This is a genomic window from Leucobacter komagatae (assembly GCF_006716085.1).
Classification (GTDB): Bacteria; Actinomycetota; Actinomycetes; order Actinomycetales; family Microbacteriaceae; genus Leucobacter; species Leucobacter komagatae.
Genome location: NZ_VFON01000001.1, coordinates 2,814,436 through 2,828,420 on the forward strand (window position 1 = coordinate 2,814,436; position 13,985 = coordinate 2,828,420).

General features: G+C 68.6%; 11 protein-coding genes. 9 read left to right on the forward strand and 2 right to left on the reverse strand.

Annotated features, from left to right (window positions below; translation table 11 throughout):
• Positions 1 to 98: 98 nt before the first annotated feature.
• Complete coding sequence (locus FB468_RS12775) at positions 99 to 1,469, forward strand: phenylacetate--CoA ligase family protein (RefSeq protein ID WP_141887687.1); 1,371 nt, start codon at positions 99 to 101, stop codon at positions 1,467 to 1,469.
• Positions 1,466 to 2,254, forward strand: coding sequence for an enoyl-CoA hydratase/isomerase family protein (locus FB468_RS12780; protein ID WP_141887688.1), 789 nt, complete (start codon positions 1,466 to 1,468; stop codon positions 2,252 to 2,254). Before FB468_RS12775 ends, FB468_RS12780 begins: the two co-directional genes overlap by 4 nt.
• Positions 2,255 to 2,309: 55 nt before the next feature.
• On the opposite strand, the gene FB468_RS12785 is transcribed toward FB468_RS12780, so the two are convergent.
• Positions 2,310 to 3,377, reverse strand: coding sequence for an LLM class flavin-dependent oxidoreductase (locus FB468_RS12785; protein ID WP_141887689.1), 1,068 nt, complete (start codon positions 3,375 to 3,377; stop codon positions 2,310 to 2,312).
• A gap of 269 nt (positions 3,378 to 3,646) precedes the next feature.
• Positions 3,647 to 4,015 carry a DUF2568 domain-containing protein gene (locus FB468_RS12790; RefSeq protein ID WP_141887690.1) on the reverse strand — a complete coding sequence of 123 codons (369 nt, stop codon included), beginning with the start codon at positions 4,013 to 4,015 and terminating at the stop codon, positions 3,647 to 3,649.
• A gap of 209 nt (positions 4,016 to 4,224) precedes the next feature.
• On the opposite strand from FB468_RS12790, the gene FB468_RS12795 reads away from it, so the two are divergent.
• From FB468_RS12795 to FB468_RS12825, 7 genes are all read left to right on the forward strand, one after another.
• Positions 4,225 to 5,793, forward strand: a complete 1,569-nt coding sequence (locus FB468_RS12795; RefSeq protein WP_141887691.1) for an ABC transporter substrate-binding protein — start codon at positions 4,225 to 4,227, stop codon at positions 5,791 to 5,793.
• 44 nt (positions 5,794 to 5,837) lie between these two features.
• Positions 5,838 to 6,821: an ABC transporter permease gene (locus FB468_RS12800; RefSeq protein WP_246055877.1), complete on the forward strand. Its 984-nt coding sequence runs from the start codon at positions 5,838 to 5,840 to the stop codon at positions 6,819 to 6,821.
• Positions 6,818 to 9,247: an ABC transporter ATP-binding protein/permease gene (locus FB468_RS12805; RefSeq protein WP_141887692.1), complete on the forward strand. Its 2,430-nt coding sequence runs from the start codon at positions 6,818 to 6,820 to the stop codon at positions 9,245 to 9,247. The genes FB468_RS12800 and FB468_RS12805 overlap by 4 nt, the downstream gene beginning before the upstream one ends.
• Before the next feature lie 45 nt (positions 9,248 to 9,292).
• Entirely contained in the window at positions 9,293 to 10,678 is a 1,386-nt protein-coding gene (locus tag FB468_RS12810; protein WP_141887693.1) for a sigma-54-dependent transcriptional regulator family protein, read from the forward strand.
• Between the two features lie 130 nt (positions 10,679 to 10,808).
• Positions 10,809 to 12,332: an aldehyde dehydrogenase gene (gene adh, locus FB468_RS12815; protein ID WP_141887694.1), complete on the forward strand. Its 1,524-nt coding sequence runs from the start codon at positions 10,809 to 10,811 to the stop codon at positions 12,330 to 12,332.
• Between the two features lie 59 nt (positions 12,333 to 12,391).
• Positions 12,392 to 13,411 carry an alcohol dehydrogenase AdhP gene (gene adhP / locus FB468_RS12820; RefSeq protein ID WP_141888336.1) on the forward strand — a complete coding sequence of 340 codons (1,020 nt, stop codon included), beginning with the start codon at positions 12,392 to 12,394 and terminating at the stop codon, positions 13,409 to 13,411.
• A 66-nt stretch (positions 13,412 to 13,477) separates the two neighbouring features.
• A complete protein-coding gene (locus FB468_RS12825) occupies positions 13,478 to 13,897 on the forward strand; it encodes a DUF779 domain-containing protein (protein WP_141887695.1) in 420 nt (139 codons plus the stop codon).
• Positions 13,898 to 13,985 lie beyond the last annotated feature (88 nt).

The window sequence follows — 13,985 nt, forward strand, 5'->3', positions numbered from 1 at the left end:
TCAATCGTCGTAAAACCTGTTGATGTTTGAGTTGGTGTTGCGTACGCTGGAGACTCCTGGCGGCTCAAGCGAGAGCCTGACTGTGCGGAGAGGCGACGATGCGCTACGCGAACCAAGCTGTCGACCGGATGTCGGCGGATGAGATCCGAGAGATGCAGCAGAGGCTGCTGCTCAGGCAAATCCGATATTGCTACGACAACTCCGATTTCTACCGACAGCGGTTCGCAGAGGTCGGGGTCGAGCCTGGCGACATCCGTTCTCTCGATGACTTCTACCGTATGCCGATCCTGATGGATAAAGAGCAGGAGCGCCTGAGCCAGGCGCGCTCCCTGCGCGAGGAGGGGCACGCCTTTGGTGCCCACCTGTGCAGTAGCCCCGAGGACATCGCGATTACCGCGACGACGAGCGGCACTACTGGCCTCCCCACCTTCAGTTATACGCTTGGCAGTGACGATCTCACTCGCCTACACGCGCCCGCGGCACTCATGGTGGGCCAGGCGGGCATCGGGCGGGGCGACCGTGTGCTGTTCGCTCACGCGCTCGGCGTCTATGCAACCTCCACGCTTCTCCCGCCGCTCCGGGCCGCGGGCGTCTTGCCGATCGATGTGGATGTTCGTGGCGGGGCCGAGTCCATCCTGCGGTTCGCGGCCATGACGAGGCCCGCCGCGGCAATGATGACGCCCTCGCTCGCGCTGCACCTTATTGACCGGATTCCCGAGGTGCTTGGGCACGCGCCGCGCGACCTTGGCCTGCGGGCGCTGTTCGTCGTCGGCGAGGTTGGGGCAGGTATACCCGAAGTGAAGCATCGCATCGAGGAGGCCTATGGCTGCCGTCTGTATGACTGGATCGGGCCGTTCGCGCAGGCGCTTGGAGTCTCGTGTGATTCAGACGAGTACCACGGCATGCACGTTGTCACCCCGGATACCGACCTGTACCCGATGGACCTGATCGACCCTGAAACTCGGGAGCACGTGCCCGTTGTCGACGGGGCAATTGGCGAGGCCGTCTACACATCGCTTCAGCGGAAGACGCTGCCGATACTGCGTTACGCCTCGGGTGACGTTGTCAGAGTGAATACGGCGCCGTGCGGGGCGTGTGGGTTCACGGGGCCACGGGTGACGGTTGTGGGGCGGTCCGATGACATGCTCATTGTGAAGGGCGTCAACGTCTACCCGGCAGCGATCAAGCGGGTGGTGAGCGCCTTCGACCTTGAGCTCACCGGCGAGTTGCGTGTCGTCCTCGATCGGCCCCCACCCCTTGTTGAACCGCCGTTGACCCTGAGGCTTGAGGTCAACGCCGAAGCCTGGGAGCGCCGGGGAACGGAGGGGCTCTCGGGCCTGGAACGTCGAGTGCAGCGCGCGCTGCACGAAGAGCTTCGAATCACCCCGCGTATCGAGTGGGTGCAACAGGGTGGGCTGCCGCGAGCGCTCGCCAAGACCGCGTTATTTGAGAAGAGGTACACCGATTGATTGAGCTGCCAGTGTTCGAGACCATCCGCCTTGAGCTTGACGCGGACCTGCTCACCGCGACGCTCGCGCGGCCGAGCCGGGCGAACGCCGTGAGTCGGCAGATGCTGCGGGAACTCATTCAGCTTGCCGACTGGCTCGACGGCAATGAGGCCGTGCGGTTCCTGATCCTCACGGGTGACGGCCCGATCTTCGCAGCGGGCCAAGACCTACGCGAGATGCGCGAACCGCTTGCCGACCCGGCGCAGGCGCGCGCCGCGATGCGCGCGCTGCAGCGGCTGGCGCAGGAGATGATGCTCAAGCTCGAGAGCCTCGAACAGATCGCGTTCGCCGTCATCCAAGGGTCGGCCTACGGTGCAGGCATCGCGATCGCCATGACGGCCGACTTCCGGCTCATGGCAGACGATGCGGTGCTGAACCTGCCCGAGACGAACCTGGGCATGTTCCTCACCTACGGCGCGACGCCGCGGCTTGTGTCGGTCATGGGCGCAAGCGCTGCGAAGGAATTCGTGATGTTCGCGCGCGACATGTCGGCGAGCGACGCCCTGCGCCATGGGCTTGTCAACGTTGTTACTCCGTGTGCTGACCTCATGGAAGCAGCGGTCGCCCAGGTGAACGAGCTTCGGGAGAAGGACTTCAGGTCGCTGCGCATCACGAAGCGCATCGCGCAGGCCGCTTCGGCAGTAAACGTTGGCGACATCCTCGTGAGCGAGCCAGAGCTGTGCGAGGGCACGCTCTCGGACGGCACAACGCTCGAACTCGTGGACAGGTTCTTCGCGAACAAATAGCGGGCTAGCCGCTCGCGAGCGCCTGAGTGCGCTGCGGCGGCCAGCCCGAGGCAATCTACTCGCCGAGTAGCTCGCGCACGCGCGGAATGACGTCGCGCCCGTAGAGCTCGATGCTCGTCATGAGCTGGTCGTGCGGCATCGTGCCATTCGCGTACTTCAGGTCGAAGCGGTCGGCGTCGAGTGTGCGCACGGTGTTCGCGATCTTCCGCGCGACGGTCTCGGGAGAGCCGACGTAGAGGGACCCCGACTCGACCTCGGCGTCAAACTCGGCGCGCGACGCCTCGGGCCAGCCGCGCTCGCGGCCGATCCGGTTGCGATTCGCCGCGAAGTGCTCCCAGAGTTCCTCGCGGGCGAGCTCGTCGGTCGCGGCGACGTGGCCGGGCGAGTGCACACCGAGGGGCATCGGGTCGCGCCCGAGCTCCTGCTGCGCGCTGCGGTACAGGTCCGCGAACGGGAGGAACCGTGCGGGGTCACCGCCGATGATCGCGAGCATCATCGGGATGCCGACCTGCACGGTGCGCACGACCGACTGCGGGCTGCCGCCGACGCCAATCCAGGCGGGTACACCGCCGGGGTGCTCGGTCTTCGGGTGCACCTCTTGGTTCACGAGCGGCGTGCGGTGCTTGCCCGCCCAGGTGACGGGGCCCTCGCTGCGAAGCTTCGCGAAGAGATCGAGCTTCTCGGCGAAGAGGGTGTCGTAGTCGTTCAGGTCGTAGCCGAAGAGCGGGAATGACTCGGTGAAGGAGCCCCGGCCGAGAATCACCTCGGCCCGACCGCCACTCACGCCGTCGAGCGTCGCGAAGCGCTCGTAGACCCGAACGGGGTCGTCGCTTGAAAGAACGGTCACGCCTGTGCCGAGCAGGATCCGCTCGGTCGCGCCCGCGATCGCGCCGAGCACGATTTCGGGGGAGGAAATTGCGAAGTCGTCGCGGTGGTGCTCCCCGAGCGTGATCGCGTCAACGCCCAGGGAGTCCGCGAGCTTCGCCTGCTCGACGACGTCGCGCAGCACCTGTGCGGGGTGGGTGCGGCTGCCGTCAGGCTGCTGAGTGATGTCGCCGAACGTGTCGAGCCCCAGCGCGACTTTGTGGCCCGCTGTGCCCTCGCTGTGCTGTGATGTGGTCATGCCCGATACAACAGCCGCATCGGGGCTGATATTCCGGGGCGGTGGCGGGGCCTCGGCTGCACCTCGGCCGCACCTCGGCCGCACCGTATGCGATCTGCTCAAGGTCTGCCCCGCCAGCACTTTCGGCTGCATAAGGAATGCAGATCCCAGATCCTGTGAGTGAGGGGGAGGAAAGAGGGGGAGGCAGAAAGGCGGGGTGAGCGGAAGGGGTGAGGCCCCCAAAGCGCACCCTGGGTGAGGGGGAAGGGGGAAGGGGGAAGCGGCCCCCGCTACTTGCTGCGGATCGAGGTAACGAAGCCGAGGGCCGCGCCAGCGACGCCGAAGACGACCGCGACGATCCAGTTGACGCCGAGGCCGAGCAGGGCGCCAACGCCCGCGGCGAGCAGCAGCAGCTCGATGAGCGCGCGCCCGAAGCGGTCGGTCGCGAGCACGGGCTTTGGCGACAGGAATAGTGCCCAGAGCAGCAGGCTGAGCGCAAGGAGCCCGAGCCCCGCGAAGATGCCGGGGAACGGCATCTCCCAGCTCATGAAGCCCCACACCGTGATCGCGATGATTGCGATGAGGTGGAAGAGCCCGCGCACCGCCTGCTGAATCATCTGAGAGCGGGCCTGCGAAGTTGTGGGAGTAGGGCTAGTCACTCGGTCAAGTCTACCCGGCCCGCCAGCTCGCCGAGCCCGCGGCCGGAAGGGCGCAACGCGACGCGCGGCAAAGCATCACCGCCCCCGCGCCTGTGGTTCACCCGAGCCGCGGCAATGTGGTCTACCGAGTGGGCGAATCGTAGCCTGGTGGCATAGACCAGCTTGTGGTGTGTGGCGCCTGCCGCCGCCCCGGCTGCCGAGAGGAACCAATGACATCGACTTCACGGCGCGCAATCGTCGCGCTCGCGCTCGCCGCAACCCTTGGGCTCGCTGGCTGCGCCCCGGCCGCGCAGGGCGACGGCGCCGAGCCCACCCCGACCGCGGGCGGCACCCTCACCTACGGCAGGCTCGCAAGCGCGAACGACCTCGACCTGCACACGCAGATCACGGCGAACAACGCCTTCGCGATTGACAAGATCTTCGAGTCGCTCGTCTCATTCGACGAGCACGGCAAGATCATCGACTGGCTCGCGAAGAACCACGAGATCTCGGCCGACGGCCTCACCTACACGTTTACGCTGCGCGACGGCCTCAAGTACTCGGACGGCACCGACGTGAAGGCTGCAGACGTGAAGTTCTCGCTCGACCGCAACCTCGCGAAGGAGGGGCCGCTCGCCCTCACCGCCCCGATCTCGGAGATCGCGACGGACGACGCCGCAGGCACCGTCGTGATCACCCTCAGCGAGGCGTACACGCCGTTCCTCTCCGAGCTCACGAGCTTTTCGGCGGGAGTCGTGCCCAAGGACTTCGGCGGCAAGACCGAGGAGGCCTTCTTCAAGGCCCCGGTCGGCACTGGCCCGTTCGCGATCGGCGAGTGGGACCCGGCGGGCGACCTGAATCTCGTGAAGAACGAGCACTACTGGCAAGACGGCAAGCCGCTGCTTGACGGGCTCGACTACGTGTTCGTGGCTGACGATAATCAGCTGCTGCAGCGCCTGAACGCCGGCCAGATCGACGCCATTGAGCAGGTGCCGGCGGCGAACGCCGAGTCCGTGGAGAAGGGCGACGCGACCCAGCTGCTGAAGAGCGACTCGTGGGCGATCGAGCAGATCTTCTTCAACACTCAGAAGCCCGAGTTCGCGGACGTGCACGTGCGCCGCGCTGTCGCACAGGCGCTCGACCTGCCCGGCATCACGCAGGCGACGACGTTTGGCACTGCCCGCGCGGCGTCATCGCTTATCCCGCCGGCGATCGAGTACAGTGCGGCCGACGCGTTTGACGCCGAGCCGGTGCTCTCACACGACGTCGACGCGGCCAAGCAGGAGCTCGCCAAGTCGGCCTTCAAGGACGGCTTCGAAGCGACCATGCTCATCCCGAGCGGCAACTCTGCCCGCGCACAGATCGCGCAGGTTGTGCAGGAGTCGCTCGCGAAGATCGGCATCGACGTGCAGATCGAGTCGATCGACCTCGCGTCCTTCCGCGAGCGCTTCAAAGCGTTCGACTACGACTTCATGATCAACTCGGGCCAGTCTGACGCGCCTGACCCCAACGGGCTCGTGACCTTCCAGGCTGACCCCGAGGGCTTCAGTAACTCGTTCTGGACCCACTACACGAACCCCGAGGTCACGAAGCTCATGCACGCGGGCCGCACGACGGCCGACGGCCCCGAGCGTGAGCAGATCTACACCGACATCCAGCGCATTCTCGCGAGCGACGTGCCCTACATCCCCGTCTACTACTCGCCGAACCTGCACGGCACGACGGCGAAGGTGCACGGCCTCGAGTCGCTGCCGAACGGGAGCGTCAGGTTCCAGGACGCCTGGGTCGAAGCCAAGTAAGGGGCGCCCCCACGCAACGGGGGAGCAGCCGGTAGAGTAATCGCGTGTCAGCGGCCCCTGGATCACTCACGCGCGCTGCGCTCGGCGCGGCCCTGCGGGTGGCCGGAACCGTGCTGCCGGTCATGCTCGGCGTGGTCACGGCGGTGTTCTTCCTGCTGCGCCTGGTGCCGGGCGACCCGGCCGTGATGATCCTCGGCGATCGCGCGACGCCCCAGGCGCTCGCCGAGCTCCGCGCTGAGCTCGGGCTCGACGCCCCGCTCTGGCGGCAGTACGTCGACTTCGTTGGCGGGGTGCTCACGCGCGGCGACACGGGCGACTCGCTCGTGACCGGGGTGCCGACCGCCGAGCTCGTGCTGTCGCGCGCGCCCGTGAGCCTCGGTATCGTCGCGCTTGCGCTCGTGCTGGTGCTCGCGATTGCCGTGCCGCTCGCGCTCGCGGCGGCGAACCGGCCCGGCGGCTGGGCAGATCAGCTCGTGCGCATCGTGCCGACCATCACGCTCGGGATGCCGCTGTTCTGGATCGGCCTGCTGCTCATCATCGTGTTTGCCGTGAACCTTGGCTGGTTTCCCGTCGGGGGCGTCGGCTCGCCCGGGTCGGCGCCGCTCGAGCCGCTGCGCTCGCTGGTGCTCCCAGCCCTCGCGGTCGCGCTCGGTATGGCGCCGCCGCTCATCCGGTCGCTCCGCGCGCAGCTGCTCGAGGTGATCGAGGCCGAGTTTGTGACGACGCTGCGTGCCGCGCGCATCCCTGAGCACCAGATCCGGTGGCGCCACGTGCTCCGCGGCGCAGCCCTCCCCACCCTGAACCTGTTGAGCGTGAACCTCGCCTACCTCATCGGCGGCACGCTCGTCGTAGAGAAGGTGTTCGGCATCAATGGCCTTGGCACGCTCCTCTTCCAGTCGATCTCGAGCCGCGACTTCCCGGTCGTGCAGGCCGTCGCGCTGTACTGCGCGATCCTTGTCGTGCTCGTGACGCTCGCGGCGAGGGTGCTGTCGGCGCTCATCGACCCGCGGCTGCGGGGTGCGCGATGAGGGCCGCCCGGCGCGCGCTCGGGTCGCCGACGCTTGTGGCGGGCGCGCTGCTCCTCGCCGCGATCGCGCTCGTGGCCGTGTTCGCGCCCGCGCTCGCGCCGCACTCACCGACGGCACAGGACCTGTCGGCCGGGCTGCTGCCCCCGTCGGCCGCGCACCCGTTCGGTACGGACCAGCTTGGCCGCGACGTGTTCTCGCGGGTGCTCTTTGCCGCCCGCACCGACCTCGGAATCGCCGCCCTCGCGGCCGTCGCCCCGTTCATCGTTGGTGTCACGCTCGGCCTCGTCTCTGGCTACTTCGGGCGCGCCACAGACTGGGTGATCTCGCGCGTCACCGACACCGTGATCGCGTTCCCGTTCTACGTCCTCGTCATCGCGATCGTCTTCGCGGTCGGGGCGGGCGCCCCCGGCATCGTCGCCGCCTTCGCGCTCGTCGGTTGGGTCGGCTACGCCCGCGTGATCCGAGCGCTCACGGCGTCGATGCGCGGCCTCGGCTGGGTGCGCGCGGCGCGGGGCGCGGGCCTCTCGCACGCTCGGATCCTCGTCAGGCACCTCCTGCCGAACGTGCTGCCGCAGGCCATCGTGCTCCTCGCAACCGAGATCGTGCTCATCATGGTCGCGATCGTCACGCTCGGCTTCCTCGGGCTCGGGATCCAGCCGCCGACCCCTGACTGGGGCACCATGATCGCTGACGGTCAGGCGTTCGTGACGAGCCACTGGTGGCTCTCTGCGCTGCCGGGCCTCGCCGTCGTGGTGACGGGCGTCGCGCTGTCGCTCCTCGGTGACGGCATCGGCGACGCACTCCGCGTGACGGCGGATAGGCCGGGTCGCCGAACCTCCCGCGCCGCCCGGGCCTCCCGTGCGCTACGCCCCGCGCACCCGGGGATGGCACCGGGGGCGCTCACCGTCGGAGGCCTCGCGCTCGCACATGTAGGCGCGCCCGCGGACGCTGGCGATCGCAGCATCACTGAGGGGGTCAGTTTCGAAATCGCCCCCGGCGAGGCGCTCGGCATCGTCGGGGAATCAGGATCGGGCAAGAGCCTCACCCTCCGCGCCATCGCAGGCCTCCTCCCGAACGGAGTCGCGCAGACGTCGGGCGAGGTCGCGTTCGGTGGCGCCGTAGGGATGGTGTTCCAGGACCCGCTGAGCGCGCTCGACCCGCTCACCCGCGTCGGCACGCAGCTGCGCGAGGCGTGCGTCGCGGCGGGGGAGCGAGACCCCGCTGCGCGCGTGCGCGAACTGCTCGAAGAGGTGCGGCTCGGTGACCCCGAACGCATCGCCCGTGCCTACCCGCACGAGCTCTCCGGTGGGCAACGCCAGCGCATCGTGATTGCGATGGCGCTTGCGGGCCGCCCCGCCGTGCTGCTCGCCGACGAGCCGACCACCGCGCTCGACGCGACCGTGCAGCGCGAGGTGCTCGCCCTCCTCGCCAGGCTCCGGCGGGAACGCGGCCTCAGCCTCGTGTTCGTGAGCCACGACGTTGCCGTTGTCGCCGCGATGTGCGAGCGGGTCGCGGTGATGCGCGCCGGCCGCATCGTCGAGTCGGGCCTCACAGCAACGGTGCTTGCACAGCCCGAGCACCCCTACACCCGGGAGCTTCTCGCCGCGATCCCGCGCCCCCCGCACCCTGCGGCGAGCGCCACGACCCACGGTGCGCTCGGCGAGGCGGCGACGGACGGCGATCCCGACTCCGACCCCGCGCTCGCGGTGCGCGATCTGCGCGTGAGGTACGGCGGGCGTGAGGCGGTGCGCGGGGTCACGTTCGAGGTGCGCGGCGCGCTCGGTCTCATCGGCGAGTCGGGCTCGGGGAAGACGACGATCGCGCGCACTATCGCGGGCGAGCTTGCGCCGGCCGGGGGCGAGGTGGTGTTTGCGGGGGAGCGGACGGCGATTCAACTCATCCCGCAGGATCCGACGTCGTCGCTCAATCCCCGCCGCACCGTCGGCGCGACGCTCGCTGAGGTGATTCGCGCGCACGACCGGCGCGCGCGGAAGCGCGGAGGCCAGCGCATGGAGCAGGTCATCGCGCTTCTCACCGAGGTCGGTCTCGCGCCCGAGCACGCGGGCCGCTACCCCCACGAACTCTCGGGCGGGCAGCGGCAGCGCGTCGCGATCGCGCGATCGCTCGCCGCTGAGCCCCGGATCCTGATTGCCGACGAGGCCACCAGCGCGCTCGACGTGTCGGTGCAGGCCGCGATCCTCTCCCTGCTCGCGCGGCTGCGCCGGGAGCGCGGCCTTGCCCTCATCGTGATCTCTCACGACCTCGCCGTCGTGAGCGCGCTGTGCGACGACGTCGTCGTGCTGCGCGATGGCGCCGTTGTCGAGCAGGGGCCCGACGCGCTCGTGCGCCCGCGGGAGCCCTACACGCGCGAGCTCGTCGACGCGGTCGTACACCTGCCGGCCGGCGCCTTCGATGGCTCCTTGTAGCCCGATCCTGTACCCTCGGAGCACCTGAGCCAAAGGAGGTGCCGGGTGCGCAATAGTCGACACGCACTGCAGCGCGGCGAATCGGTCCGCAAGCGTCGTCTGCTGCTTGAGCGCGCCCACGAGCGTTTCGTGGCTGACCACTCGCTCGCCGAAGATGCCGAGTCGCGCAGCACGTTTGCGAGCCAGAGCGACCTCCGCTCGGTCGTGCTCGACTCCTGGGTGCGGTCGAAGCGGCGCGCGATCGACCCGAATGCCACGCCGGGAGCTCGGCCGCTCTCGCCCGACGAGCTTGAGGAGCTGCAGCGCCTGCACCCCATCGCCAGGGTGCTCCCCGTCGTGAACCGGCTGCTGCTCGACGAGGCGATGCAGGCGGGGTTCGTCGTCGCGATCGGTGATGCCGCCGGCAGGCTGCTGTGGGTTGATGGAGACAGGCGGCTGCGCTCCGAGGCCGAGGAGATGGGCTTCGCGGCGGGCGCCGACTGGTCTGAGAACGCCGTGGGCACGTCGGCGCCGGGCTCGGCGCTGCTGCTCGGCGACTCCATCCAGGTGCTCGGCGCCGAGCACTACAACCGTGCGGTGCACCAGTGGAGCTGCACCGCCGTTCCTGTGCACGAGCCCGAGAGCGGCGCGATCATCGGTGTGATCGACGTGACCGGCAACGACGTGGCGGCCTCGCCCCACATCCTGCCGCTGGTCGAGGCCACACGGGCCGCGGTCGAGGCTGAGCTGAAGCTCGTCGCGATGCGTGCCGCCCTCGAACGCGGCCACGAGGTCACCGGCCCGCGCAGCATCGCGAGCACCGCGCGCGGGTCGCGCGGGTTGCGCAGGCAGCCGGTGAAGCAGGCGACGCCGCGGCTCATGCTGCTCGGGCGAGACCCGGCGCTGCTCGAACACGGGGGCGGTTTCACGAGCGTGAGCAGGCGGCACGCCGAGATGCTCGTCGCCCTCGCGGAGGCGCCAGGCGGCCTGTCGGCAGCGGCGCTCGCGGAACAGGTCTACGGCGAACCGGGGGCCGAGCAGAGCCTCAGGCCCGAGGTCGTGCGGTTACGGAAGTGGCTCGCGCAGCACGCCGTCGGGCTCGAGTTGCTCTCGCGGCCGTACCGGCTGAGCGGCCCGCTCCGGCTCGACGCGCACGAGACGCTCGAAGCGCTCGAGCGGGGCGCGCACAGGCTCGCGCTCGCCGCCTACGAGGGCCCGGTGCTCCCGTCGTCTGAGGCGCCCGTCATCGAGCAGTTGCGCCACGAGGTTGACTCGACCCTGCGTGAGGCGATGCTGCAGACCGCCGCCGCCCCGCTGCTCTTCGAGTACGCCCAGAACTGGGCTGTCGACGACGTGCAGGTGTGGGAGGCGCTGCTGCAGGCGCTGCCGCCGCTCTCGCCGAAGCGCACCCGCGTCGTCGCGCGGCTTGAGACGCTCGCCGCCGACCGCTAACACCCCTGTTGCGCGGGCCGGGGCTGCCGCGCAACCTAGATGCAACCTCCGCAGGCCTACTCTGACACCACGAAGCGCGGGCACCGCCCGCCTCGGTACTTCGACAACGACGTCAGAGAGAGGTAGCACCATGACTGTCTACGCATTTCCAGGACAGACCGATTCGCTCGTGACCTTCAAGGGCCGCTACGAGCACTACATCGGTGGCGAGTGGGTACCGCCGGTGAAGGGCCAATACTTCGAGAACATCACGCCGGTCACCGGCCAGGCGTTCTGCGAGATCGCGCGCGGCACCGCGGAAGACATCGAGGTCGCGCTCGACGCGGCCCACAAGGCCGCCCCCGCGTGGGGAAAGACGAGCCCGGCTGAGCGCGCCGTGATCCTCAACAAGATCGCCGACCGCATGGAGGCGAACCTTGAGATGATCGCTGTCGCCGAGACGTGGGACAACGGCAAGGCCGTACGCGAGACACTGAACGCCGACATCCCGCTCGCGATCGACCACTTCCGCTACTTCGCGGGCGCAATCCGCGCGCAGGAGGGCGGTCTCTCGCAGATCGACGACGACACCGTCGCCTACCACTTCCACGAGCCGCTCGGCGTTGTCGGCCAGATCATCCCGTGGAACTTCCCGATTCTCATGGCGGTGTGGAAGCTCGCGCCGGCGCTCGCCGCAGGCAACGCGATCGTGCTGAAGCCCGCAGAGCAGACCCCGGCCTCGATTCTCGTGCTGTTCGAGCTCATCGGCGACCTGCTGCCGCCAGGCGTCGTGAACATCGTGAACGGCTTCGGCGCCGAGGCGGGCAAACCGCTCGCGTCGAACAAGCGGATCCGCAAGATCGCGTTCACCGGTGAGACGACGACGGGCCGCCTCATCATGCAGTACGCCTCCGAGAACATCATCCCGGTGACGCTCGAGCTCGGCGGCAAGAGCCCGAACATCTTCTTCGACGACGTGGCCGCGAAAGACGACGCGTACTTCGACAAGGCGAAAGAGGGGTTCACGATGTTCGCCTTGAACCAGGGCGAGGTGTGCACCTGCCCGTCGCGCGCGCTCATCCAGGAGTCGTTCGCCGACGATTTCTTGGACGCCGTTGTCGCCCGCACCGAACTCATCAAGCGCGGCAACCCGCTCGACACCGACACCATGATGGGTGCGCAGGCCTCGAACGACCAGTTCGAGAAGATCAAGTCGTACCTCGACATCGGCCGTCAGGAGGGCGCGAAGGTGCTCACGGGTGGCGGCGTCGATGACCTCGGCGGTGACCTCGCCGGCGGTTTCTACATCCAGCCGACGATCTTCCGCGGCGACAACTCGATGCGCATCTTCCAAGAGGAGATCTTCGGGCCCGTTGTCTCGGCGACGACCTTCACCGACTTCGACGACGCGATTCGCATCGCGAACGACACGCTCTACGGCCTCGGCGCCGGCGTCTGGAGCCGCGATGGCAACACCGCGTACCGCGCGGGCCGGGCGATCGAGGCGGGTCGTGTCTGGGTGAACAACTACCACGCGTACCCGGCGCACGCGGCGTTCGGCGGCTACAAGTCGAGCGGCATCGGGCGCGAGAACCACCTCATGATGCTCGATCACTACCAGCAGACGAAGAACCTGCTCGTGAGCTACAGCCAGAACGCCCAGGGCTTCTTCTAAACCGAAACCGCTGCACCGTCGCAGCTGAGAAAGGAACACCAATCATGACCAACACCACCATGCGCGCGGCCTCCGTCCCCGCATTCGGAAAGCCCCTCGACGTCGGCGACCAGAGCGTGCCGACGCCCGGCCCCGGCCAGGCGCTCGTCAGAGTACTCACCACGGGTGTCTGCCACACCGACCTGCACGCGGTCGAGGGCGACTGGCCCGTGAAGCCGAGCCCGCCGTTCATCCCCGGGCACGAGGGTGTCGGGCTCGTCGAGGCCGTCGGCGAGGGCGTCACGAACGTCGCTGTTGGCGACCTCGTCGGCAACGCCTGGCTGTGGTCGGCGTGCGGCCACTGCGAGTTCTGTCGTACGGGTTGGGAGACGCTGTGCGAGCAGCAGCAGAACGGCGGCTACTCGGTCGACGGGTCGTTCGCCGAGTACATGCTCGTCGACGCGACCTACGCGGCGATCGTGCCGGCCGGCTCTGACCCCGTCGAGGTCGCGCCCGTGCTCTGCGCCGGCGTCACCGTCTACAAGGGCCTCAAGGTGACGGGCGTCCTGCCGGGCCAGTGGGTCGTCATCTCTGGCATCGGCGGCCTCGGTCACATCGCGGTGCAGTACGCCGTCGCGATGGGAATGCGCGTCGCCGCCGTCGATATTGCTGACGACAAGCTCGCCCTCGCGAAAAAGCACGGCGCCGAGGTCACCGTGAACGCGCTCGAAGAGGATCCGGTGGAGGCCATCCAGCGCGAGACCGGTGGCGCGCACGGTGTGCTTGTGACCGCGGTGCACCCGTCGGCGTTCGGCCAGGCGATCGGAATGACGCGCCGCGGCGGCACGATCGTCTTCAACGGGCTGCCCCCGGGGGACTTCCCGGCGCCGATCTTCGATATCGTGCTCAAGGGCCTGACGATCAGGGGGTCGATCGTTGGCACCCGGCAAGACATGATCGAGGCGCTCGACTTCTACGCACGCGGGCTCATCCACCCCACCGTCTCGGAGCGCCCGCTCGACGACGTGAACGCGGTGCTCGACGAGATGCGCGCCGGCAAGATTGACGGCCGCGTCGTGCTCAGGCTCGCGAACGCCTGACCCTGTGTCCCGGGGAGGCGGCGTTTCGCCTCCCCGGGGCCACCGCACGTGTGAGAAGGAGTGACCATGAACCCCAACAGCGATCGCGAGGAAGTTGTCGTGGCGCGACCCGAGGTCGCAGGCGAACGCGAAAGCCGGCTTGCCTTCACCCCCGCCGCGATCGAACTCATCGAGCGGCTGTGGGAGATGCACGGCCCGCTCATGTTCCACCAGTCGGGCGGCTGCTGCGACGGCAGCGCGCCCATGTGTTATCCCGAGGGCGAGTTCAAGATCGGCGGCCAAGACGTGAAGCTTGGCACACTCGAACTGCCCGCCCGCGCTGGGGCGGGTGAGCCGCGAGAGATCGGTTTCTGGATGTCGCGCGAGCAGTTCGCGGTCTGGGCTCACACGCACCTCACGGTCGATGCGGTCGCGGGGCGCGGGTCGGGCTTCTCGCTCGAGGCGCCTGAGGGCCAGCGCTTCCTCATTCGCTCGCGCCTGCTCTAACCAGGCGGGTTCCCTGCATCTTCCAGCTGCCGTACCGGCTTGCTACGCTGGGAGAGACCTCTGGAACAGGGGCGCCACAACACGGAGC

What these genes read in the sequence shown, in the direction of transcription:
- FB468_RS12805 (WP_141887692.1), top strand. Translation starts at nt 6,818, where the DNA reads ATGAGGGCCGCCCGGCGCGCGCTCGGGTCGCCGACGCTTGTGGCGGGC.
- adh (WP_141887694.1), top strand. Translation starts at nt 10,809, where the DNA reads ATGACTGTCTACGCATTTCCAGGACAGACCGATTCGCTCGTGACCTTC.
- FB468_RS12785 (WP_141887689.1), bottom strand. Translation starts at nt 3,377, where the DNA reads ATGACCACATCACAGCACAGCGAGGGCACAGCGGGCCACAAAGTCGCG.
- FB468_RS12795 (WP_141887691.1), top strand. Translation starts at nt 4,225, where the DNA reads ATGACATCGACTTCACGGCGCGCAATCGTCGCGCTCGCGCTCGCCGCA.
- FB468_RS12775 (WP_141887687.1), top strand. Translation starts at nt 99, where the DNA reads ATGCGCTACGCGAACCAAGCTGTCGACCGGATGTCGGCGGATGAGATC.
- FB468_RS12825 (WP_141887695.1), top strand. Translation starts at nt 13,478, where the DNA reads ATGAACCCCAACAGCGATCGCGAGGAAGTTGTCGTGGCGCGACCCGAG.
- adhP (WP_141888336.1), top strand. Translation starts at nt 12,392, where the DNA reads ATGCGCGCGGCCTCCGTCCCCGCATTCGGAAAGCCCCTCGACGTCGGC.